Below are 20,871 nucleotides of genomic sequence, written 5' to 3'. Positions count from 1 at the left end.
ATCAAACTTTAAATTTAATATGTTTAATATAAAAAAGACCATTAAAAGCAGATATATCAATAATGTTTCTTAACCCTCATATTGTTATTCCCTAATACTTCTTACAGTAAAATATTTTGTTAATATAAAAAAATAATATCAACGTTGTAAAATATCATTTTTTTTCGCGATAATATGTTATTAATTTAACAATTATAATTTGATATTTCTACTTATTCAAAAAAGCAGAAATATCATGTGTAAATATAATTGCTAATATATCAATAGGAGGTTAAAGAATGAACGAGGTTTATATTTTAAGTGCATGCAGAACGGCTATAGGTTCATTTGGTGGCAGTCTCAAAGATATTCCGGCTGTAAAACTTGGTGAAACCGTAATCAAAGAAGCTATAAAAAGAGCCGGAATCACAGCAGAAATGGTGGATGAGGTTATTATGGGTAATGTGCTTCAGGCAGGTTTGGGGCAAAATCCGGCAAGACAAGCATCTGTTATGGCAGGAATACCTATTGAAAAACCTGCAATGACTATTAATAAAGTGTGCGGCTCCGGTCTTAAGGCCGTCAACCTCGCTGCTCAGCTGATCATGCTGGGTGATGCCGAGTGTGTTGTTGCCGGGGGTATGGAGAATATGTCCCTTGCTCCATATTTAATGAAAAGTTATAGATGGGGCGGAAGAATGGGTAATGGTGAAATAGTGGACGCCATGGTATTTGACGGGCTGACAGATGCATTTAATGGATACCACATGGGAATAACCGCAGAGAATGTAGCAGAAAAGTATGGAATAACAAAAGAGATGCAGGATGAATTTGCATACAGTTCGCAGTACAAAGCATCAAAGGCAAGAGAAGAAGGAAAATTTAAAAATGAAATAGTACCTGTTGCAATACCGCAGAGAAAGGGTGATCCGGTACTATTCGACACTGACGAATATGTAAAATCGGATACCACTGTTGAAAAGCTTACAAAGCTTAAACCTGCTTTTAAAAAGGATGGCACTGTAACTGCCGGAAATGCTTCAGGCATTAATGATGCAGCAGTTGCCTTAATTGTTGTCAGCAGGAGCTTTATAGAAAAACATGGGTTAAAACCTATTGTTAAAGTAACATCTTATGGATCAAAAGGGGTTGATCCGTCAGTTATGGGGCTCGGTCCTGTTCCTTCAGTAAAGGCAGCCCTTGATAAGGCAGGACTTACAATAGATGATATGGGACTTATTGAAGCAAATGAAGCATTTGCAGCTCAAGCAATAGCAGTAGCAAAGGAGCTTAATTTCGATATGGAAAAGGTCAATGTTAATGGAGGGGCTATAGCGCTAGGACATCCTATAGGTGCATCGGGCGCCAGAATCTTAGTTACGCTTATTCATGAAATGATTAAGCAAAATACAAAATATGGCTTGGCTACCCTTTGCATAGGCGGTGGAATGGGTGAGGCTACAATAGTCGAAAGAGACGATCTTTGTAAATAAAATACCCATTAATAGTTTAACTGGGAGGTTAATATTGTGGAAAATATAATAATTGAAAAATCCAACCATATAGGGATAATTACTATTTCCAGGCCACAAGCATTAAATGCTTTAAATTGGCAAACGCTCAGGGAATTGGACGCAGCAGTTGACGCCATAGAAAATGATAAGGATATTTACTGTGTTATCATTGGAGGCGCAGGTGACAAAGCGTTCGTTGCCGGAGCGGATATATCTGAAATGAAAGACATGGATGTGTTTTCAGGAAGTGATTTCGGTGCATTAGGAAACTGGGTTTTCAGAAAAATTGAGCTGTTAGATAAGCCTGTTATTGCAGCCATTGGAGGATACGCCTTAGGAGGGGGCTGTGAGCTGGCATTAAGCTGTGACATAAGGATTGCATCCGACAATGCCAAGTTTGGTCAACCTGAGGTCTCTCTTGGAATAACACCGGGATTTGGGGGTACACAAAGGCTCGCAAGGATAGTTGGTACCGGGAAGGCAAAGGAAATGATATATACAGGAGCCAATATTGATGCTCAGGAAGCTTTGAGAATAGGCCTTGTAAATAAAGTAGTTCCAAAGGAAAGCCTTAATGACGAGGCTATGAAGATGGCAGCAAAGATAGCAGGTAATGCGCCTATAGCTGTAAAACTTTGTAAAGCCGCCATTAACTATGGGATGCAATGTGATATAGACACAGCACTGGCTTATGAATCTTCAGTGTTCGGACAGTGCTTTGCAAGCCAGGATCAAAAGGATGCAATGACTGCATTTGTCGAGAAAAGAAAATTGGAAGGCTTTAATAATAAATAATGGAGGACTAACTATGGAATTAGGATTGTCAAAGGAACAGGAACTAGCTCTGCAAATGTTCAGCGAATTTGTGGAAAATGAAGTAAAACCTATAGCAGCTGAAATTGATGCAACGGAAAGATTCCCCCTGGAGAATGTAAGAAAGATGGGCAAGCTGGGAATGATGGGAATACCCTTTCCTAAGGAATACGGCGGGGCCAATGGAGATTATTTGACATACATTCTTGCTGTGGAAGAATTAGGCAAGGCATGCGGTACAACTTCTGTTATAGTCTCGGCTCATACATCGTTATGCTGCTGGCCAATATATAACTACGGCACAGAAGAACAGAAGCAAAAATATCTTCCCGGACTGTTAAAAGGCGAAAAGATAGGCGCTTTTGGATTGACGGAGCCTAATGCAGGCACTGATGCCTCCGGACAGCAGACAATAGCAAAATTAGAGGGAGATCATTATATCCTTAACGGGAGCAAAGTATTTATTACAAATGCAGCATATGCAGATGTCTTTATAATATTTGCCATGACGGATAAGTCCAAGGGTACAAAGGGTATATCCGCTTTTATCGTGGAAAAGGGCTTTGAAGGCTTCGAGATAGGCAAGTTAGAAGATAAGCTTGGAATAAGAGCATCTTCCACCGGTGAACTGATATTTAAAGATGTAAAGGTACCTAAGGAAAATCTTTTGGGCAAAGAAGGCAAAGGTTTTGGAATTGCCATGTCAACTCTCGACGGAGGAAGAATAGGTATCGGAGCTCAAGCTCTTGGTATAGCCGAGGGAGCCTTTGCAGAAGCGGTCAAGTATATGGGGGAAAGAAAGCAATTCGGAAAGCCCATTTCCTCATTCCAGGGACTCCAATGGTATGCAGCCGAGATGGCTACTGAAATTGAAGCTGCAAAATTACTGCTGTATAAAGCCGCATGGAAGAAAGAAAAAGGAATGCCATACAGTTTAGATGCTGCCATGGCTAAGCTTTATTGTTCCGAAACAGCAATGTCTGTAACGACAAAAGTGGTGCAAATATTCGGCGGATACGGCTACACTAAAGACTATCCGGTTGAAAGAATGATGAGGGACGCCAAAATAACCGAGATATACGAAGGCACCTCAGAAGTACAAAAAATGGTCATTGCAGCAAATGTGCTGAAATAGTGGGGGTGAATTAGTATGAAGATAGTTGTTTGTATCAAGCAGGTTCCGGATACCAATGAAGTTAGGATAGACCCGGTTACAGGGACTCTTATAAGGGAAGGAGTTCCAAGTATAATAAACCCTGATGACATGAATGCGCTGGAAGAGGCTTTAAGGATGAAAGAGACTTTAGGTGCTTATGTCACCGTGCTGACAATGGGGCCTAATCAAGCTGAAAAGGCATTAAGACAGGCACTGGCTATGGGCGCCGATGAGGCCATACTGTTATCAGACAGGGCATTTGCCGGAGCAGATACCTGGGCTACATCTCTTACACTTGCAAAGGCAATTGAAAAAATAGGTTATGATTTAATTTTTGCCGGCCGGCAGGCCATTGACGGAGACACAGCTCAGGTGGGTCCGGAAATTGCCGAGCATTTAGGATTGCCTCAGGTTACTTATGTTCAGAAAGTTGACATTGACGGTGAAATATTAACGGTTCAAAGAGCTCTTGAAGACGGTTATGAGACATTAAAACTATCCTTACCTTGCCTTCTTACGGCAATAAAGGAGCTTAACCAACCAAGATACATGAATATGTATGATATATTTACCTGCTTTGAAAAACAAATAAAATTTATGAGTGCAGATGACCTTGGTATAGACAAATCCAAATTAGGGTTATCAGGTTCACCTACTAAGGTCAGGGCATCCTTCACAAAAAGCCCTAAGACACCGGGAGAAAAAATAGACATGCCTCCTAAAGAGAGCGCAGGGGCTATTGCGGGGAAATTAAAAGAAAGGCAGCTAATATAGCTTAAGGGGGGTGTTGAAATGAGTAAGGAATATAAAGGAGTATGGGTATTTGCCGAACAGAGGGACGGAAAACTTCAAAAAATTGCTTTAGAGCTCACAGGCAAGGGAAGAGAGATAGCCGACAAGCTCGGTGAAAGCCTTACGGCAGTTCTTTTGGGACACAATGTTTCAAATCAGGCTAAATTATTAATTGAAAGCGGCGCTGACAGGGTATTGGTGGCTGACGATCCTCTTCTTAAGGAATATACCACCGACGGATATACAAAGGTCATATGCGATTTGATAAATGAAAGAAAGCCTGAAATTATGTTCATAGGCGCCACATATATAGGGAGAGACTTAGGCCCGAGAGTGGCGGGAAGAATACACACAGGGCTTACGGCAGACTGTACGGCACTTGATATAGATGGTGAAACTAAAAACCTGCTGATGACCAGGCCGGCCTTTGGGGGAAACCTCATGGCCACCATCGAATGCTCAAATTACAGGCCTCAGATGTCAACGGTAAGACCAGGAGTTTTCAGCGTTCCGGACACTAATGCAGGAAGAACCGGAGAGGTCGAAAACGTAAACGTAAATCTTGCCGATAAGGATATAAGGGCTAAGGTTGTTGAGATCGTTAAATCAGTAAAAGAGATAGTGGATATTACAGAGGCACAGATAATCGTGTCAGGAGGAAGGGGTGTCGGTAACCAGGAAGGATTTAGTATACTAAGAGAACTGGCTGAAGCCCTTGGAGGAACGGTAGGAGGTTCCCGTGCTGCCGTTGATTCCGGATGGATTGAAAAGAACTTTCAGGTTGGCCAGACCGGTAAGACAGTAAGGCCTAAGCTCTATATAGCATGCGGAATTTCGGGAGCTATACAGCACCTGGCAGGTATGCAGGAGAGCGATTATATAATAGCCATAAATAAGAACGGCGACGCTCCTATAATGGGCGTGGCAGACTTAGCTGTAGTAGGAGATCTATACAAGGTCGTACCTGAGCTTACAAGAGAGGTTCAGGCATTAAAAGGCATTCGTTAGTTAAATATCTTTTAATAAAAATTGGGAGGGGAAATTATGAAGGTTTGTGTTATCGGCGCAGGAACAATGGGAGCCGGAATTGCCCAGTGCTTTGCAAGCGGCGGATTTGACGTTGTATTGTGCGATGTAAAAGCTGAATTTGTTGACAAGGGATATGGCATCATAGAAAAGTCTCTTTCAAAGCTCGTTTCCAAGGGTAAAATGGAACAGTCCCAGATGGACGCTCTATTAGGAAGAATTAAAAAGACTATAGATAATAAAGACGCTGCCGACTGTGATCTGGTTGTGGAAGCAATTATCGAAAACATGAATGTGAAAAAGGAGCTTTTCAAAAACCTGGATGAAATTTGCAAACCGGAAACCATACTGGCATCCAATACTTCTTCGCTTTCAATAACTGAGATAGCTTCAGCCACTAAAAGACGGGATAAGGTTGTAGGAATGCACTTTTTTAATCCTGCTGCCGTTATGAAGCTTATTGAGATAATAAGGGGCATGGATACATCTAACGAGACTTATGAGAAGATAAAAGAGATATCCGTATCTTTAGGAAAAGACCCTGTTGAAGTAAAAGAGTTCCCGGGATTTGTAGTAAACAGGATACTTATCCCCATGATAAATGAAGCCGTCGGAATATTGGCTGAAGGCATTGCTTCAGCAGAAGATATCGACAAGGCAATGATGCTGGGTGCCAACCATCCCATGGGGCCATTGGCTCTTGCAGACCTAATAGGCAATGATGTAAATCTTGCTATAATGGAAGTTCTGTATACCGAAACCGGAGATTCAAAGTACAGGCCTCATCCTCTTTTAAGAAAGATGGTCAGGGGGGGCTATCTCGGAAGGAAGAGCGGAAAAGGTTTTTTTGACTATAGCGGAAAATAATTAAGATAAAAGTTTAATAAAACAAATATTTAAATAAAATTAAAGCCTTTTCTAATTAAGAGAAAAGGCTTTAATTTTATATTTTTAATCTTTAGTTTGGAGCTATTTATTTAAGTTTTATAAGCAGCTCGCAGGATTTTACTATTTGTCCTTCCGAGACAAATACGGTATCAATAACTCCGGCAGCTGGTGCAGATACGATAGTCTCCATCTTCATGGCTTCTATAACCAAAAGAGGTTGATGTTCCTTAACTTCATCTCCTTGTGCAGCTAAAAGCTTCAAGACGGTACCGGGTATACTGGCACCTACCTCTTTATTGTTTGAAGGGTCTGCCATCTTTGTGGCTTCAACAGCGCTCTTTGAACTTGATGCCGCTGCTTTATCCTTTATCTTTACTTCTCTCCTGTTGCCATCCACTTCAAAGACTAAGGTTCTTTTGCCTTCATTATCTAATTTTCCAATCTCCAACAGCTGTATTATCAATATCTTTCCTTCGGCAATTTCGGCCTCACATGTTTCGCCTTCTACCAATCCGTGGAAGAATATATCGCTTCCCAACCTGCTTAAATCGCCGTGTTCAATCCTGAAATTGAGGTAATCTTCATATACATCAGGATACAATACGTAACTTAAGCGGTGTTTCATGGAGGCGCTTAAGTTATATCTTTCCTTCAAGAAGCGGCCAACTTCCTCAAAATCCTCAGGAGGCAAAAGTTCTCCGGGGCGCACGGTAATTGGTTTATCACCCTTTAAAACCAATGCCTGCAGTGCTTCGGGGAAACCGCCCATGGGCTGGCCCATCATACCTTTGAAATAGGAAACTGCCGAATCAGGGAAGGACAGGTTCTTTCCTTTTTCTAAAATGTTTTCAGGCGTCAAGTTGTTCTTTACCATGAATATGGCCATATCGCCTACCATTTTTGAAGAGGGTGTTACTTTAACTATGTCGCCTACCATAAAGTTAACAGACCTGAACATTTCCTTTACTTCCGTAAATCTGTGGCCTAATCCGAAGCTTTCAACCTGGGGTTTTAAATTTGAGTACTGGCCTCCGGGTATTTCATAGCTGTATATCTCGGCAGAGCCTGATTTCATGTCCGATTCAAACTCTGAGTAAACGGGGCGTACTGCTTCCCAGTAATCAGATATGGTCTGAAGTTCATTTACATTCATACCTGTATCTCTTTTGGTGTTCTTAAGAGCAGCCACTATGGAGTTTAAGGCAGGCTGGCTGGTTAATCCCGACATGCTGTTAAATGCCGTATCTGCAATGTCGACTCCGGCATCTGCCGCCATCAATACTGTAGCAACTCCGTTTCCTGTTGTATCATGGGTGTGGAGGTGAATTGGTATTGATATTTCCTCTTTTAAAGTCTTAATAAGCTTATAAGCTGCGTGTGGCTTTAAGAGGGCTGACATATCTTTTATTGCCAGTATGTGAGCTCCGGTTTTTTCTATTTCTTTAGCCATATCCACATAGTATTTTAAATTGTATTTTTCTCTTTTATCATCAAGGATGTCACCGGTATAGCAAATACAAGCCTCGGCAATTTTACCCTGCTTTAATACTTCTTCAATGGATAATTTCATGCCTTCCAGCCAGTTTAGAGAATCAAAAATTCTGAATACGTCAATACCTGAAATGGCAGACTGTTTAATAAATTCCTTTATTACATTGTCAGGATAATTCTTGTATCCTACAGCGTTGGCACCCCTAAATAACATCTGGAATAGTATATTTGGTATTCTCTTTCTTAATTCCTCAAGCCTTGCCCAGGGGGATTCACCGAGGAATCTGTAAGCAACGTCAAAGGTGGCTCCGCCCCACATTTCAAGGGAAAACAAATCCTTTCCCACTACAGATAATTCCTTTGCTATTTTAATCATGTCCCTGGTTCTCATTCTTGTAGCTATCAAGGACTGATGGGCATCACGCATGGTAGTGTCGGATATAAGGAGCTTGTTTTGAGCTTTAATCCAGTCAACTAAACCTTTAGGTCCCTTTTCATCTAAAATGTTTTTAGTTCCGTATAATTTTTCGGGCATATTAATTGGCGGAACGGGAGGAACATCAAAATCCCTTTTTTCCCCTCGTGTTTTATTGACAACGGTTTCACCTATAAAGGTCAATACCTTAAGCTCGGTATCCGTTCTAGGGGTTACATTAAAGAGGTCGGGGTTATCTCCTATAAAACCAGTGTCGCATTCACCCTTTAAAAATTTTTCGTGATTTAATACATTTATAAGGAAATCTATATTGGTTTTGACGCCTGATATGGTCATTTCCTTGATGGAACGTACTGATTTTCTCACGGCATCATCAAAGGTTCTGGAGGTAGCGGATATTTTAACTAAAAGGCTGTCATAATAAGGGCTTATTACAGCACCTGCAAAGCCGTTTCCTCCATCCAGCCTTATACCGTAGCCCGAGCCTGAGCGGTATACATCTATTTTTCCGGTATCCGGGGCAAAATTATTTGAAGGGTCTTCAGTTGTCACCCTGCACTGTATCGAGTAACCTCTCGGAACTATATCGGCCTGGGATTTTATATCTATTTCCCTGGAATCCAAGGAATAGCCCTGTGCTATCAATATCTGATTCTGAACTATATCTATTCCTGTTACGTTTTCAGTAACGGTATGCTCAACCTGAATTCTGGGATTCATTTCAATGAAATAATGATTTCCATGGGCATCCACCAAGAATTCCAAAGTGCCTGCGCTTCTATAATTAACGGATTTTGCCAATTTAATTGCATCATTGCATATATCATCTCTCTTCTCTTGTGAGAGGGAAAAGGCAGGCGTGAATTCTATTACCTTCTGGTGCCTTCTTTGTATTGAACAGTCCCTTTCATGGAGATGAACAATATTTCCGTATTTATCCCCTAAGACCTGCACCTCAATATGTTTGGGACGTTCAAGATATTTTTCAATGAATATGTCATCAATTCCAAAGGCTTTCCTGGCTTCATTTTTTGCACTTTCATAAGCCTGGGCAAGCTCTTCTTCATTATTTACAATTCTCATACCTCTTCCGCCTCCTCCGGCAGAAGCCTTAAGCATTACGGGATAACCGCAGAATTTAGCATATTCCTTTGCTTCCTCAATAGAAGTTGCAGGTTTATCTACTCCAGGAATTGTAGGGACATTTACACTTTTCGCCGCGATTTTTGATTTTATTTTATCGCCCAGTTTTTCCATCATTTCTGGAGCAGGTCCAATAAACTCTATCCCTGCTTCTATACATTTTCTTGCAAATTCAGGATTTTCAGCCAAGAAACCATAGCCGGGGTGAATTGCATCCACTCCTTTTTTAACTGCCAGGCTTATGATTTCTTCAATATTTAAATATGCTTCAATTGGTCCGAGACCTTTGCCGATAAGATAAGATTCGTCTGCTTTTGTGCGGAAAAGTGAGCGTTTATCTTCACTGGAGTAAATTGCTACGGTACGAATACCCAGTTCATGACATGCCCTGAATATCCTTATAGCGATTTCTCCCCTATTTGCAGCCATTACTCTTTTAAACTTTTTAATCAATTTTGCAACTCCTTTCTCTGTTTCTTTCAATCTTCAATAATGCTATCGATAACGATATATATTAGAATATTATATCCTATGAAGTGGCAGAACACAATGATATTATGTGCTTTACTTATAAAAATTTCATTAATCCCAACAATAAATTTTAAAATATTATATATATATATTCTGCAAATTTCTTGAATATTTCCTGCATAATTTTCATGGATAAAATAGAAAGTATTGGTAATATATGATAAGTTCATTATGTAATAAAACTAGGATCAATTAGAGATAATTAAATTATATACAAAATGCGTAAAATTTACTTTCTGGAGGTTGTTATAATGGTAGACTTAAAGGCGTTAACAGATTCGGTAGGTGAACTTGATGAAGAGCGAGTGCTTAATGTGCTGGAAGATTTTGTAGCAAGCAGCCCATCTGAAGAAGAGGCACAAAAAGTTGTTGCGGCGTGTCAAAGCGGTATGGCAATAGTTGGTGATCTCTATGAAAAAGGCGAATATTTTGTAGGAGACCTTATATTTGCAGGAGAGCTTTTGACAAACGCTATCAATACATTAAAGCCTGTTTTAGGAAGCTCAAGCTCACAAAAGGCAGGAAAAATAATAATAGGCACCGTAGCAGGAGATTTGCACGATATAGGGAAAAATATATTCAAAAGCATGTCTGAGGCTGCAGGCTTTGAAGTTATTGACTTAGGAATTGATCAGCCGGCAAGCGCCTTTGTGGAAAAGGTGAAGCAAGTAAAGCCGGACATTGTAGGTATGAGCGGAGTATTGACACTGGCACTGGAGGCTATGAAAGAAACAGTTGATGCATTAAAGGAAGCAGGGCTTCGGGACAGCATTAAGGTTATCATAGGCGGAAACCCTGTTACAAAGGAAGCCTGTGAGCAAATCGGAGCCGATGCATTTACCACCAATGCCGCAGAAGGAGTAAAAATTATTCAGGGGTGGGTGAAATAATGAGTGATGCAAAAGCACTGCAGCAGGAGAGAACGGAAATATTTCAGGATGTATACGACAATAAAATCCCCAAAAGGGTTCCCATTAATATAGCCATGGGCTTAGAACCTACTGCACAGTTTGGCGGAATTGATATGACCTCAGCCCAGTGGAAGCCATCAATGGTGGCAGAAGCCGCCGATAAGCTCTGCCAGACTGTTTTCAGCGACGTATGCGTATTCAGCGGGTCTTTAAGGCTTCCATCCTTTTATCAGAGCGTTGATTCCCAATCTTTTGTAATGGGTTCAAATGGCTTCATTCAGCACCCGGAAGTAATAGGAATGGATCCCGAGGATTATGATTATTTGATAGAAAAACCCTATGATTGTTTGTTAGAAAGGGTAATACCAAGACAATATAAAGCCCTTGATATAAATGATCCCATAAGGATGGCAATAAACCTGACTAAATCATTCACGGCATATAATAATGATATGATGGAACTGGGTATGATAAGAAATAAGCTGGTAGAAAAATATGGATACTATCCCGGCGGCCCCATAACAGCCGGAGGATTTACAGAAGCCGCCTTTGACTTTCTGGCTGACCAGCTGAGAAGCTTCAGAGGAGTCAGTATGGACGTAAGAAGGATGAGGGATAAAGTTAAAGCTGCCTGTGAAGCCTTATATCCCATAGTGTTTAAAAAAGGACTGCCATCATCGGTATCAAATTATACCCACGTATTCTTCCCGCTGCACATGCCTACATTCATGAGGGAAAAGGATTTTGCCGAACTATGGTGGCCGACATTTAAGAGGCATTTGGAGGAATATGCTTCCCTTGGAGTCCACAGCAGGATATTTTGCGAGGATAACTGGGACAGATATGTAGATTATCTCTATGAATTGCCGACGGATACCTATCTGTATTTCGAATATGGTACTCCAAAATTAATCAAGGAGAAGCTGGGCAAGAAATTCATACTATCCGGATTTTACCCTGTAGGGCTTTTGAAAACAGGAACAAAACAACAGGTAATAGATAAAGCAAAGGAAATAATAGATATCATGGCGCCGGGAGGAAAGTATATTTTCACTTGGGATAAGAATCCATTGACCATAAACGATATCAACATTGATAACCTGGTGGCTTTGACGGATTTTGTCAGGGATTATGCCGTATATCAAAATCCCGGCCAAAAAGCAGGGATGGAATTTAACACGGAAGATTATAAAATTGCACCATCTAAAAAGCTTGAAAGCAAATATTTCACCACCTGGGATCAGTTTAAATCATCCCATCCCGAGGTATCGGATTTGGGAGAGCCTAAGCTGCAGGGATTGGAAGAGAGAGTATTCCAATTTTTAATGTATTTGCTGCTGTAAAAACAAAGGTACTTCAATTTGAAGTACCCTTTTTCATTTTATATAATATTAATAATATATAAAATTATTGATTTTGCGATTATTTGTTATACACTATTGTATATATATACTATACTATATATTGACATTTTAAACAATTCATACGTATAATATATTATGTTAGCTGTATTTAATGGAAGATTTTTAATATAAATCTTAATTATTCTTTAAGGGGGATTTGTCATGCCAATAAGGATAGCTATGAATGGATTCGGAAGAGTCGGAAGGGTACTCATGAGAATAGCAAAGGAGCAGTTGAATGATGATATTGAAATCGTCGCTATAAATGCCAGGTCATCTGTTGAAACCCTGGGACATCTTCTTAAATTTGATTCCAGTTACGGGCATTTCAACGGTACCATCGAATATGAAGAAAACGCACTTATAATTGATAACAGGAAAATAAGAGTTTTTTCAAGCAGTGATCCTAAGGAACTGCCGTATAAAGAATTAGGTGTTGATATAGCTGTTGACACAACAGGCGCTTTCACCAAGAGAAGCAAGGCTATGTCACATATAGAAGCCGGTGCAAAGAAGGTTATTATAACTGCCCCTGGAACAGATGAAGACATAACAATTGTAATGGGTGTCAATGAAGGTCAATATGAATCACCGAATCATCATATTATATCCAACGCTTCTTGTACAACCAACTGTCTGGCTCCCGTGGCTAAGGTCTTAGATGAAAACTTCGGTATAGTAAAAGGTTTAATGACTACAGTACACGCATATACCAATGATCAGGAAATTCTTGATAAAAGTCATAAGGATTTAAGAAGGGCAAGGGCTGCGGCTGTATCGATAATTCCTACTACCACCGGTGCTGCAAAGGCAGTAGGCAAGGTATTGCCCAGCTTAAACGGAAAAATTAACGGTTTTGCACTTCGCGTGCCTACCCCTACAGTCTCAATAACTGACTTTGTGTGCGAGCTTAAAAAAGAAGTTACAGAGAAGGAAATAAATGAAGCCTTAAAAAATGCATCACAAGGGAGCTTAAAAGGCATACTGGGATATTCCGACGAGCCTCTTGTTTCAGTGGACTACAAAGGGGATCCAAGATCATCAATAGTTGACGGACTCTCCACCATGGTTACGGGAAAAAATATGGCTAAAGTGGTTTCCTGGTATGATAATGAATGGGGATATACCTGCAGGGTTGCAGATCTTATAAATTATGTAGCAGAAAGATTATAATATTAAGGCAGGATTATTATGAAGCCTTCATACATTTGAGTATGAAGGCTTCATAATTTTATGTTATTAATTAAGAAAAAAACCTATTTTATGGGCTTATTTATGATATTATAGATATGAATTGTAATTGGGTAAAAGCTTATAAATTTACATGAGAATGAACAGTAAAAAACAGGAGGAATAGTATGCAAAATTGGATAACGGAATTTATGGGGCAGTTTGGATATCTAGGCATCTTTCTTTTGATTGCAATAGAAAATATTTTTCCTCCCATACCTTCGGAGATAATACTTACCTTCGGCGGATTTATGACTACATATACGAAAATGACGTTTTCAGGAGTAGTCCTATATTCGACGGCGGGTTCAGTAGGCGGTGCCATAGTGCTGTATAAAATAGGCCATTTGTATGACGGAAATAAAATGGAAAAAATAATAGACCGCTATGGACATATACTTAAGGTAAAAAATGATGATATCAACAAAGCCTCTTCCTGGTTCAGAAGATATGGCAACCAGGCAGTTTTTTTCTGCAGGATGGTTCCTTTAATCAGAAGCTTAATATCCATTCCTGCCGGTATGTCAAAAATGAAATTTACACCTTTTTTGTTATTTACCGTGGCAGGAAGCTTGATCTGGAATATATTACTGGTAGGCGCCGGCGCACTGTTAGGAGAAAACTGGCATAAAATTGTTGAGTTCATGGACATTTATTCAAATATTACATATTTTTTATTGGGAGCCGCAGGCATCATTATTATAGCTTTATGGGCATATAGAAGGAGAAGGATTAAGCTTAGAAAAGAACAGGAGTAATTACAGGCATATGAAAAGAGCTTTGCCGATATCAATATGGATAGCAGTAAAGCTCTTTATTAATATTAATTATGGATTGCAAAGAACTCTGACCATTCTTAAGCCTTCTATTTTTTTGATTCTTTCCACGACATCTGCACTTAAAGCAGCATCGATATCTATTATGCTGTATGCCAGCTCTTCTTTTTGATGAGTGAGCATGTTTGCTATATTTATTTTATTCTGAGCCAGTATGGTTGTAATCTGGCCTATCATGTTGGGTATATTGCTGTGGACTGTTGTGAGGCGTAAATTTCCGGAATGCTCAAGCTCACAGTCGGGGAAGTTTATAGAGTTTCTTACAGTGCCGTTTTCTAGAAAATCTTTTACCTGTAAAGCTGCCATTATAGCGCAGTTTTCCTCAGATTCGGGAGTAGAAGCACCGAGATGAGGGATGTTTATGACTCCTTCATGCTTCAAGAGCTCTTCACAAGGGAAGTCTGTTACATAGCAGGATAAAATACCCTTATCCAAAGCCTCCAAAACATCACAGGTTTCCACCAATTCGCCTCTTGCAAGGTTTATAAGGCGGGCACCTTTTTTCATTATGTTAAATTTATCCTTGTTAAACATGCCCTTGGTTTTTGAACTTAAGGGAATGTGTATTGATATATAATCCGACGTTGCAATGAGGTTATCCAGACTGGAAGCTCTTATTACATTACAGGATAATCCCCAGGCTGAGCTTATGGAAATAAAGGGGTCATATCCTATTACATCCATGCCTAAAGCCAAAGCGTCATTTGCCACCATTACGCCGACAGCCCCAAGGCCGATTACGCCGATTCTCTTGCCTTTTATTTCCGGGCCTTCAAATTGGGATTTCCCCTTTTCAACCAGCTTGCCTACCTCATCCCCCTTGCCGATTAGAGTCTTTGCCCAATTCATGCCCTGATATATGTGCCTTGACGAAAGAAAAAGGGCAGTCAGTACAAGCTCTTTAACGGCGTTTGCATTGGCTCCGGGAGTATTGAATACTATAATTCCTTTTTCGCTGCACTTGTCGATTGGGATATTATTGACTCCGGCTCCTGCACGGGCTATGGCTTTAAGGTTTGAAGGCAGCTCCATGTCAAGCATGTTGGCACTTCTAACTATAATTGCATCGGGATTTTCAACGTTTTCCGATACAGTATATTTATCTGATGGTAAAAGATCGAGTCCCATCTTTGATATATTATTAAGGGTTTTAACTGTATACATTCAAAGTCCTCCTATATATTTTCCTTTTCAAATTTCCTTATAAATTCCGCCAGCTTCTTTACTCCATCAATAGGCATAGCATTATAAATGCTGGCTCTTAAACCGCCTACGGAAGCATGGCCTCCAAGTGTTGTCAAACCCATCACTTCGGCTTCAGAGATAAATTTCTTGTTCAACTCATCGGTAGGTGCCATAAATGGTATATTCATTAATGACCTATCCTTTTTATTGACAGGGGAGGTAAATAATTTTGATTCCTCCAATGCACTATATAAAATTTCCGCTTTCTCCATATTTATCTTCTCCATTGCTTTTACACCGCCTAATTGGAGCAGCCATTCAAATACCAAGCCGGCAATATATATGCTGTAACAGGGAGGGGTGTTATACAGAGATTTACCCTTTGCCTGTACGTCATATCTTAGCATGGAGGGCGTGTTCTCAAAATGCTTACCTAGAAGGTCATTTCTTATTATTACCACTGTAAGGCCGGCAGGACCCATGTTCTTTTGAGCACCTGCGTATATGAGCCCGAATTTTGTGACATCAATTTCTTCAGATAAAATACTGCTGGAGTAATCGGCAACCAGAGGTACGTCGCCGGTATCCGGAAGGGTAGTAAAACGGGTTCCTTCGATTGTATTATTTCCGGTGATATGCACATAGTCTATATCTTTTGATATTGTATAATTTTCAGGAATATATGAGAACTTCTTATCTTCGGAAGAGGCAATAACATTGACATTACCGAATAATTTGGCTTCAGTCATGGCTTTTTTAGACCAGGAGCCGGTATTTATATAATCAGCGCTTTTATATTTACACATAAAATTCATAGGAACCATGGCAAACTGAGTAGAGGCACCGCCCTGTAAAAAAAGCACTGAATAACTTTCAGGTATATTCATAAGCTTGCGAAGGCTTGTTTCAGCATTCTCAATGATGGAAGCAAATGCTTTTGACCTGTGACTCATTTCCATAACAGACATTCCGCTTCCTTTATAATCAAGCATTTCTTCAGATGCTCTATTAAGTACCCATTCAGGAAGCATGGAGGGACCGGCAGAAAAATTATATACTCTCTTCATATGAATTCTCCTCATATAATAAATTTTTATAAAATAAAAAAGGGCAAACTGATGGTAAACCCCTGGGAATGTATAGTAAATAAGCATATAGATATGCATTATCTCTGTCCTTTTGCCTGAGAGATTATTTCTAAAAAAAGAAATTTGCCCCTTCGGCGCCAATCAATGGTCTCTCCAGAGGTTCGTCCTGTTGAAGTCTTTTTAACCCGTGAGTTTCACTCCTTTGGTGAGCTGCCAGTGTCATTTACGCGCAGCTGCTCTTCCTCAACAATCATCCGAATATATTGAATTGTATGTAATATATTAAGCTTAATTATAGTTTTGACAAGTAAAAGTGTCAAGGAATAGTTTGTTGTTTATTTGTAATATTTGTACACTTAGCCAGTATTGACTAAACTAAATCCATATTGTGAAAATATTGATTTGTTTACAAGCTATATGATATCATAAAATTTATATAGCAAATTTCATAAGCAATGATTTCAAATGGTATAGCCATTCGAAATATTATATTATTTAACTCATATTTGGTCTTTCACAGTAAAAGACGTAAAAAGGAGACTATAAAATGAAGGCACAGAAATTAAAATCCAATTTGTTTTTGCTGGCGGCAGCCCTCATATGGGGATTTGCGTTTGTGGCGCAGCGATTAAGCGTAGATTATATAGAACCCTTTACCTTTAACAGCATAAGGTTTATATTAGGAAGCATTTCTCTTTTGCCTCTTATTTTTTTTATGAGAAAGAAAAAAAACCATGAGCCTGACAATGAAAAGGGCAAGAAGAATCCGCTGTTTGCAGGAATCCTTGCCGGCAGCGTACTTTTTATAGGTGCATCATTGCAGCAAATAGGGCTTATTGAGACTACGGCAGGAAAGGCTGCATTTATCACCGGGCTGTACATTGTCATCGTTCCGATTTTAGGTATATTCTTAAAGCAATACGTGCGCTTGAGCACATGGATGGGTGTTTTGGTTGCTATAGCCGGACTTTACCTTTTATGCGTAATGGAGGACTTTACAATATCAAGAGGAGATCTATTCGAGCTCTTTGGAGCTTTCTTCTGGGCACTACATATAATTATAATTGACCGTTTCAGTGGGGAGGTAGATTCTCTGCTGCTCTCGTGTTTTCAGTTTCTAACTTGTGCGATGCTTAGCGGAGCTGCTGCTTTACTATTTGAAGACATAACCATTGAGGGGATAGTGGGCGCCGGAGTGCCCATTTTATATGGAGGTATTTGCTCAGTGGGAATAGCCTATACCTTACAGGTTATGGGTCAAAAGCATGCCGAGCCATCCCATGCGGCCATAATACTCAGCATGGAAACGGTTTTTGCAAGTCTTGGAGGGTTTATAATACTAAATGAAAATTTAGGCGCGAGGGGCTATATGGGATGCGCATTAATGCTTTTAGGTATGCTTTTGTCCCAGATGCAGAATTTCACCAGGAAGGAATCTATTGCTGTTAACTCTTAGCAGGAAGAAGGTTTTTTATATGCACAATTATCTTACTCAGGAAGCTATAAACAAGCTAAAGGAAGAAATAGAATATAGGAAAGTCGTATTAAGATACAAGATACTTGAGGACGTCAAAGAAGCAAGAGCCCATGGTGACTTAAGTGAAAACTTCGAATATAAGGCCGCTAAAAGGGAGAGGGGGAAAAACGAAAGCAGGATACGTTATTTGGAAAGAATGATAAGAACGGCTACTATAATAGAAGATAAGACCTCAATTGATGAAGTGGGCATAGGAAAGACCATAACCTTAAGATTTATTGAGGATGATGAAGTAGAAGAATATCATCTGGTTACAACTGTAGAGGTGGATCCTTTAAAAAATATAATCAGTATTGAATCCCCCCTTGGAAAGGCAATATATGGGCACAAGGCCGGAGATGAAATTAAGATACAATCTTTAAACGGAGAATATACTGTAAGAATTGAGAAGATCGCAATAACGGAGGGCAAAGATATTTAAGGAGGGGGCCCCCCTAACTGTTCCGATAACTGAAAGAGCTTTGATTTCGTTGATAAATGCTGGGAGACAGAGACATGAGAATTGGATAAGTCACGTTTCTCTCCCAGCATTTATTTGTTTTTTCTGTGTTGAAATTTGTAATATTTCTGTATATAATAAATGTCAGGCTAAAAGAAATAATACAAACGATAATAAAATAATTAAAAAACTGCAAAAGGTATTAACAACTTGTCGAATTTATGCTAGTATATAAATGCTTATATAAATAAAATAATAAACAAGATATTGCAAATGTAAAAGCAATGTTCGATAAGTGTTATTATTATATAAAGCATATTAAAATTTAATATTATTCCAGAAGCTTATTTTTCCATCCTTCTATATTAGGTGGAAAGTTAATTTAATTATAACAATTATTGCAGATTATTTTTAGAAAGGAGTTGAGTTTCTGGTTATTCCGTGAAGGATCGGGTTTAATAAGCAATTACAGCATTCATAATCTATTTTCTTAAGGAGAGTGTAATTAGATGAAAAAACCACTAAGTAAAGCCATAAAGACGTTCTATGGTGTTGGTGATCTTGGTTTCTCACTGATGACCAGCGTAGAACTCTATTTATTCGTATTCTTTCTAACAAATGTTGCAAAGTTTTCGCTGCCAATGGTTGCTCTTATAGGTTCCGTAACAAGTATAGTTGATGCAGTTTTATCTCCCTTCTATGGCGCTATAATAAGTGGTACCAAGCCTATGAAATGGGGACGTAACCGTTCCTGGATGCTTATTGCACCACCTGCGGTTGTAGTTCTGTATATGTTCCAGTATACAAAAATTGGACCGGAGCCAGTAGCTGCATTTTTAGTTTGTGCCGGATTTATTTTAAGTCATATTATTTGGAATATAGCTTGGGTTGGAAATGTATCTTTAATTTCAGTTTTGGCGAATAACCCTGAAGAACGTGGTCTTCTTGCATCAAGACGTGCAACTTACTCCGCTTTAGCTGGTGTGTTCTATTCATATATAGGTTCACCTTTGGCACAATGGCTGGGAGTTGTTACAGGTAATGAGGTATTAGGATATTCATTATTAGCAGGAATAATGGCCGCTACAATGTTAATTGGTTATTGGACAGTATTTAAAATCACTGATGGATATGAAGTAGAAGAAAATACAGCAAAAAGCTCGGCAGCTCCAAAAGCTGAAAAAGTATCCGGTGGAGTTATGTTAAAGATGGTGTTCCAGAATCCTCCGCTTCTCGTATTGTTATTAGGAGACTTCTTCAGATATATGGTTAACTTCATAATGACTGCAGCAGCAGCATATTACTTCACATACGTTGCGCAGAACATGGCTCTTCTTCCTGTATATCTCCTTATTGGAGCTATAGCGCAGGTTATAGGCTCATATGCAAGCGGACCCGTTGCAAAAGCATTATCTTCAAGGAATGCAACGGTGGTTGGACTTTTTGGTCTTGCTGCCTCATTGATTTTGTGCAAATTCGTAGCAATGAACGTAACTATGTTCTTCGTAGTAGTATCTGTTGTAAGGTTCTTCCTTGGAGTATTAACAGCAGTAATGGTTGCTCTTTACTCTGATGTTTCAGTATACGGAGAATGGAAGACCGGTAAAAATGCTACTCCGTTCATAATGGGATTAATGAACTTATCCCTTAAATCAGCTGTTATAGCAAGGGGTACAATAATTCCTATAGTATTGTCAGCGGCAGGCTTTGTTGCAGGAGCTGACCCGGCAACAGCATCATTAGAGCTTAAGAATGCCGTTATAAACGTATTCTTGTTCATACCTGGTATATTTGCTTTAATATCTGCCTTAATCTTGGCTATTGGCTACAGATTGACAAAAGAAAAGCTTGCAGGATACCAGGCAGAAATTGATAAGAGAAAAGCTCAGGCAGCTTAATAAATACTTCAATAAATATTATAAAGCCTCATGGACAGTTTACACTGCTCCGTGAGGCTTTTCTTTTGCATGCTAGAGTGTTAAAATATATTGTGTCTTATCCCTGTTTGTGGCGTTCGGATAAAAGCACTCCGCCCACACCTATGCTGTCAGCATCGTATTCGTTTATGTATATTGAAAAGGACTGCTTTGGTATGTTGGTCACTTCATGCATGGTTTGTGTGACCTTCTCTATTATCTCCTGTTTCTTTTCCTTAGTTTGCTTTGTCATTTCAATTTTAATAGTTGGCATTAAATCCACCTCCTTAATTTAATTTCAGTGTAAAGGATTATAGTATAAAAGGCAATATAAGGCAGGGAGTAATATAAAAAAAGTTGCTACGCAACTTATTGAAAGGGACATAGGCCCCCCTTCGACGTAAAAACGCCGAGGCATTTTACTGAGAACTCCCACTTGACAGCAAGGACGTCCCGTCCTTTTCAATCCTCGTTTTTATATATAGGAAAGAGAGCTTTCCTATATATAAAAAAATACTGCCGGAATTTTTCCGGCAGTATTTAAAATTATATCTATT

At 39.5% G+C, this 20,871-nt stretch carries 17 protein-coding genes and 1 riboswitch; of the genes, 13 read left to right on the top strand and 4 right to left on the bottom strand.

Going from position 1 to position 20,871, the window contains the following annotated elements; all coding sequences use genetic code 11:
* Window positions 1-278: 278 nt before the first annotated feature.
* From OXPF_RS20385 to OXPF_RS20360, 6 genes are read left to right on the top strand one after another with little or no spacing between them, the layout of a single operon-like run.
* A complete protein-coding gene (locus OXPF_RS20385; RefSeq protein WP_054877051.1) occupies window positions 279-1,472 on the top strand; it encodes an acetyl-CoA C-acetyltransferase in 1,194 nt (397 codons plus the stop codon).
* Between the two features lie 36 nt (window positions 1,473-1,508).
* Window positions 1,509-2,288 (top strand): short-chain-enoyl-CoA hydratase, encoded by a 780-nt coding sequence (locus tag OXPF_RS20380; RefSeq protein ID WP_054877050.1) that lies wholly within the window; start codon window positions 1,509-1,511, stop codon window positions 2,286-2,288.
* Window positions 2,289-2,301: 13 nt separating this feature from the next.
* The gene (locus tag OXPF_RS20375; RefSeq protein WP_054877049.1) at window positions 2,302-3,441 is read left to right on the top strand and encodes an acyl-CoA dehydrogenase; all 1,140 of its coding nucleotides are present in this window, start codon (window positions 2,302-2,304) and stop codon (window positions 3,439-3,441) included.
* A gap of 15 nt (window positions 3,442-3,456) precedes the next feature.
* Complete coding sequence (locus tag OXPF_RS20370; RefSeq protein WP_054877048.1) at window positions 3,457-4,236, top strand: electron transfer flavoprotein subunit beta/FixA family protein; 780 nt, start codon at window positions 3,457-3,459, stop codon at window positions 4,234-4,236.
* Between the two features lie 18 nt (window positions 4,237-4,254).
* Entirely contained in the window at window positions 4,255-5,262 is a 1,008-nt protein-coding gene (locus OXPF_RS20365) for an electron transfer flavoprotein subunit alpha/FixB family protein (RefSeq protein ID WP_054877047.1), read from the top strand.
* A gap of 33 nt (window positions 5,263-5,295) precedes the next feature.
* Entirely contained in the window at window positions 5,296-6,147 is an 852-nt protein-coding gene (locus tag OXPF_RS20360; protein WP_054877265.1) for a 3-hydroxybutyryl-CoA dehydrogenase, read from the top strand.
* A 106-nt stretch (window positions 6,148-6,253) separates the two neighbouring features.
* Here the strand turns inward: OXPF_RS20360 and OXPF_RS20355 are convergent, their stop codons facing one another.
* Window positions 6,254-9,688, bottom strand: coding sequence for a pyruvate carboxylase (locus OXPF_RS20355; protein ID WP_152967830.1), 3,435 nt, complete (start codon window positions 9,686-9,688; stop codon window positions 6,254-6,256).
* Between the two features lie 332 nt (window positions 9,689-10,020).
* On the opposite strand from OXPF_RS20355, the gene OXPF_RS20350 reads away from it, so the two are divergent.
* The 4 genes from OXPF_RS20350 (at window position 10,021) to OXPF_RS20335 (ending at window position 14,071) form a co-directional block, all read left to right on the top strand.
* Window positions 10,021-10,659: a cobalamin B12-binding domain-containing protein gene (locus tag OXPF_RS20350; RefSeq protein ID WP_054877045.1), complete on the top strand. Its 639-nt coding sequence runs from the start codon at window positions 10,021-10,023 to the stop codon at window positions 10,657-10,659.
* Window positions 10,659-12,023, top strand: a complete 1,365-nt coding sequence (locus OXPF_RS20345; RefSeq protein WP_054877044.1) for a uroporphyrinogen decarboxylase/cobalamine-independent methonine synthase family protein — start codon at window positions 10,659-10,661, stop codon at window positions 12,021-12,023. Before OXPF_RS20350 ends, OXPF_RS20345 begins: the two co-directional genes overlap by 1 nt.
* A 222-nt stretch (window positions 12,024-12,245) precedes the next feature.
* On the top strand, window positions 12,246-13,256 hold the full coding sequence (gene gap, locus OXPF_RS20340) for a type I glyceraldehyde-3-phosphate dehydrogenase (protein WP_054877043.1): 1,011 nt from the start codon (window positions 12,246-12,248) through the stop codon (window positions 13,254-13,256).
* Window positions 13,257-13,441: 185 nt separating this feature from the next.
* Window positions 13,442-14,071 (top strand): DedA family protein, encoded by a 630-nt coding sequence (locus OXPF_RS20335; RefSeq protein ID WP_054877042.1) that lies wholly within the window; start codon window positions 13,442-13,444, stop codon window positions 14,069-14,071.
* Window positions 14,072-14,140: 69 nt separating this feature from the next.
* Here OXPF_RS20335 and OXPF_RS20330 read toward each other — a convergent pair whose 3' ends face one another.
* Both OXPF_RS20330 and serC read right to left on the bottom strand, forming a co-directional pair.
* Window positions 14,141-15,313: a 3-phosphoglycerate dehydrogenase family protein gene (locus OXPF_RS20330; protein ID WP_054877041.1), complete on the bottom strand. Its 1,173-nt coding sequence runs from the start codon at window positions 15,311-15,313 to the stop codon at window positions 14,141-14,143.
* Window positions 15,314-15,324: 11 nt separating this feature from the next.
* Window positions 15,325-16,401, bottom strand: coding sequence for a 3-phosphoserine/phosphohydroxythreonine transaminase (serC, locus tag OXPF_RS20325; protein ID WP_054877040.1), 1,077 nt, complete (start codon window positions 16,399-16,401; stop codon window positions 15,325-15,327).
* Between the two features lie 94 nt (window positions 16,402-16,495).
* Window positions 16,496-16,589: riboswitch (glycine riboswitch) on the bottom strand.
* A gap of 380 nt (window positions 16,590-16,969) precedes the next feature.
* Between serC and OXPF_RS20320 the strand changes: the two genes are divergently transcribed.
* The 3 genes from OXPF_RS20320 (at window position 16,970) to OXPF_RS20310 (ending at window position 20,296) form a co-directional block, all read left to right on the top strand.
* Complete coding sequence (locus tag OXPF_RS20320; protein WP_054877039.1) at window positions 16,970-17,878, top strand: DMT family transporter; 909 nt, start codon at window positions 16,970-16,972, stop codon at window positions 17,876-17,878.
* A 19-nt stretch (window positions 17,879-17,897) separates the two neighbouring features.
* On the top strand, window positions 17,898-18,380 hold the full coding sequence (greA, locus tag OXPF_RS20315) for a transcription elongation factor GreA (protein ID WP_054877264.1): 483 nt from the start codon (window positions 17,898-17,900) through the stop codon (window positions 18,378-18,380).
* A 527-nt stretch (window positions 18,381-18,907) separates the two neighbouring features.
* Complete coding sequence (locus tag OXPF_RS20310) at window positions 18,908-20,296, top strand: MFS transporter (protein WP_054877038.1); 1,389 nt, start codon at window positions 18,908-18,910, stop codon at window positions 20,294-20,296.
* A 97-nt stretch (window positions 20,297-20,393) separates the two neighbouring features.
* On the opposite strand, the gene dmpI is transcribed toward OXPF_RS20310, so the two are convergent.
* Window positions 20,394-20,588, bottom strand: a complete 195-nt coding sequence (gene dmpI, locus OXPF_RS20305) for a 4-oxalocrotonate tautomerase DmpI (protein WP_054877037.1) — start codon at window positions 20,586-20,588, stop codon at window positions 20,394-20,396.
* Window positions 20,589-20,871 lie beyond the last annotated feature (283 nt).

This window comes from Oxobacter pfennigii, from assembly GCF_001317355.1.
GTDB lineage: Bacteria > Bacillota > Clostridia > Clostridiales > Oxobacteraceae > Oxobacter > Oxobacter pfennigii.
This window is presented reverse-complemented; position numbering and strand designations above follow the sequence as displayed.

Excerpts from the sequence above, each read along its gene's own strand:
- OXPF_RS20385 (WP_054877051.1), top strand. The coding sequence starts at position 279 with ATGAACGAGGTTTATATTTTAAGTGCATGCAGAACGGCTATAGGTTCA.
- OXPF_RS20375 (WP_054877049.1), top strand. The coding sequence starts at position 2,302 with ATGGAATTAGGATTGTCAAAGGAACAGGAACTAGCTCTGCAAATGTTC.
- OXPF_RS20370 (WP_054877048.1), top strand. The coding sequence starts at position 3,457 with ATGAAGATAGTTGTTTGTATCAAGCAGGTTCCGGATACCAATGAAGTT.
- OXPF_RS20365 (WP_054877047.1), top strand. The coding sequence starts at position 4,255 with ATGAGTAAGGAATATAAAGGAGTATGGGTATTTGCCGAACAGAGGGAC.
- OXPF_RS20350 (WP_054877045.1), top strand. The coding sequence starts at position 10,021 with ATGGTAGACTTAAAGGCGTTAACAGATTCGGTAGGTGAACTTGATGAA.
- OXPF_RS20345 (WP_054877044.1), top strand. The coding sequence starts at position 10,659 with ATGAGTGATGCAAAAGCACTGCAGCAGGAGAGAACGGAAATATTTCAG.
- gap (WP_054877043.1), top strand. The coding sequence starts at position 12,246 with ATGCCAATAAGGATAGCTATGAATGGATTCGGAAGAGTCGGAAGGGTA.
- OXPF_RS20335 (WP_054877042.1), top strand. The coding sequence starts at position 13,442 with ATGCAAAATTGGATAACGGAATTTATGGGGCAGTTTGGATATCTAGGC.
- OXPF_RS20330 (WP_054877041.1), bottom strand. The coding sequence starts at position 15,313 with ATGTATACAGTTAAAACCCTTAATAATATATCAAAGATGGGACTCGAT.
- serC (WP_054877040.1), bottom strand. The coding sequence starts at position 16,401 with ATGAAGAGAGTATATAATTTTTCTGCCGGTCCCTCCATGCTTCCTGAA.
- OXPF_RS20320 (WP_054877039.1), top strand. The coding sequence starts at position 16,970 with ATGAAGGCACAGAAATTAAAATCCAATTTGTTTTTGCTGGCGGCAGCC.
- greA (WP_054877264.1), top strand. The coding sequence starts at position 17,898 with ATGCACAATTATCTTACTCAGGAAGCTATAAACAAGCTAAAGGAAGAA.
- OXPF_RS20310 (WP_054877038.1), top strand. The coding sequence starts at position 18,908 with ATGAAAAAACCACTAAGTAAAGCCATAAAGACGTTCTATGGTGTTGGT.
- dmpI (WP_054877037.1), bottom strand. The coding sequence starts at position 20,588 with ATGCCAACTATTAAAATTGAAATGACAAAGCAAACTAAGGAAAAGAAA.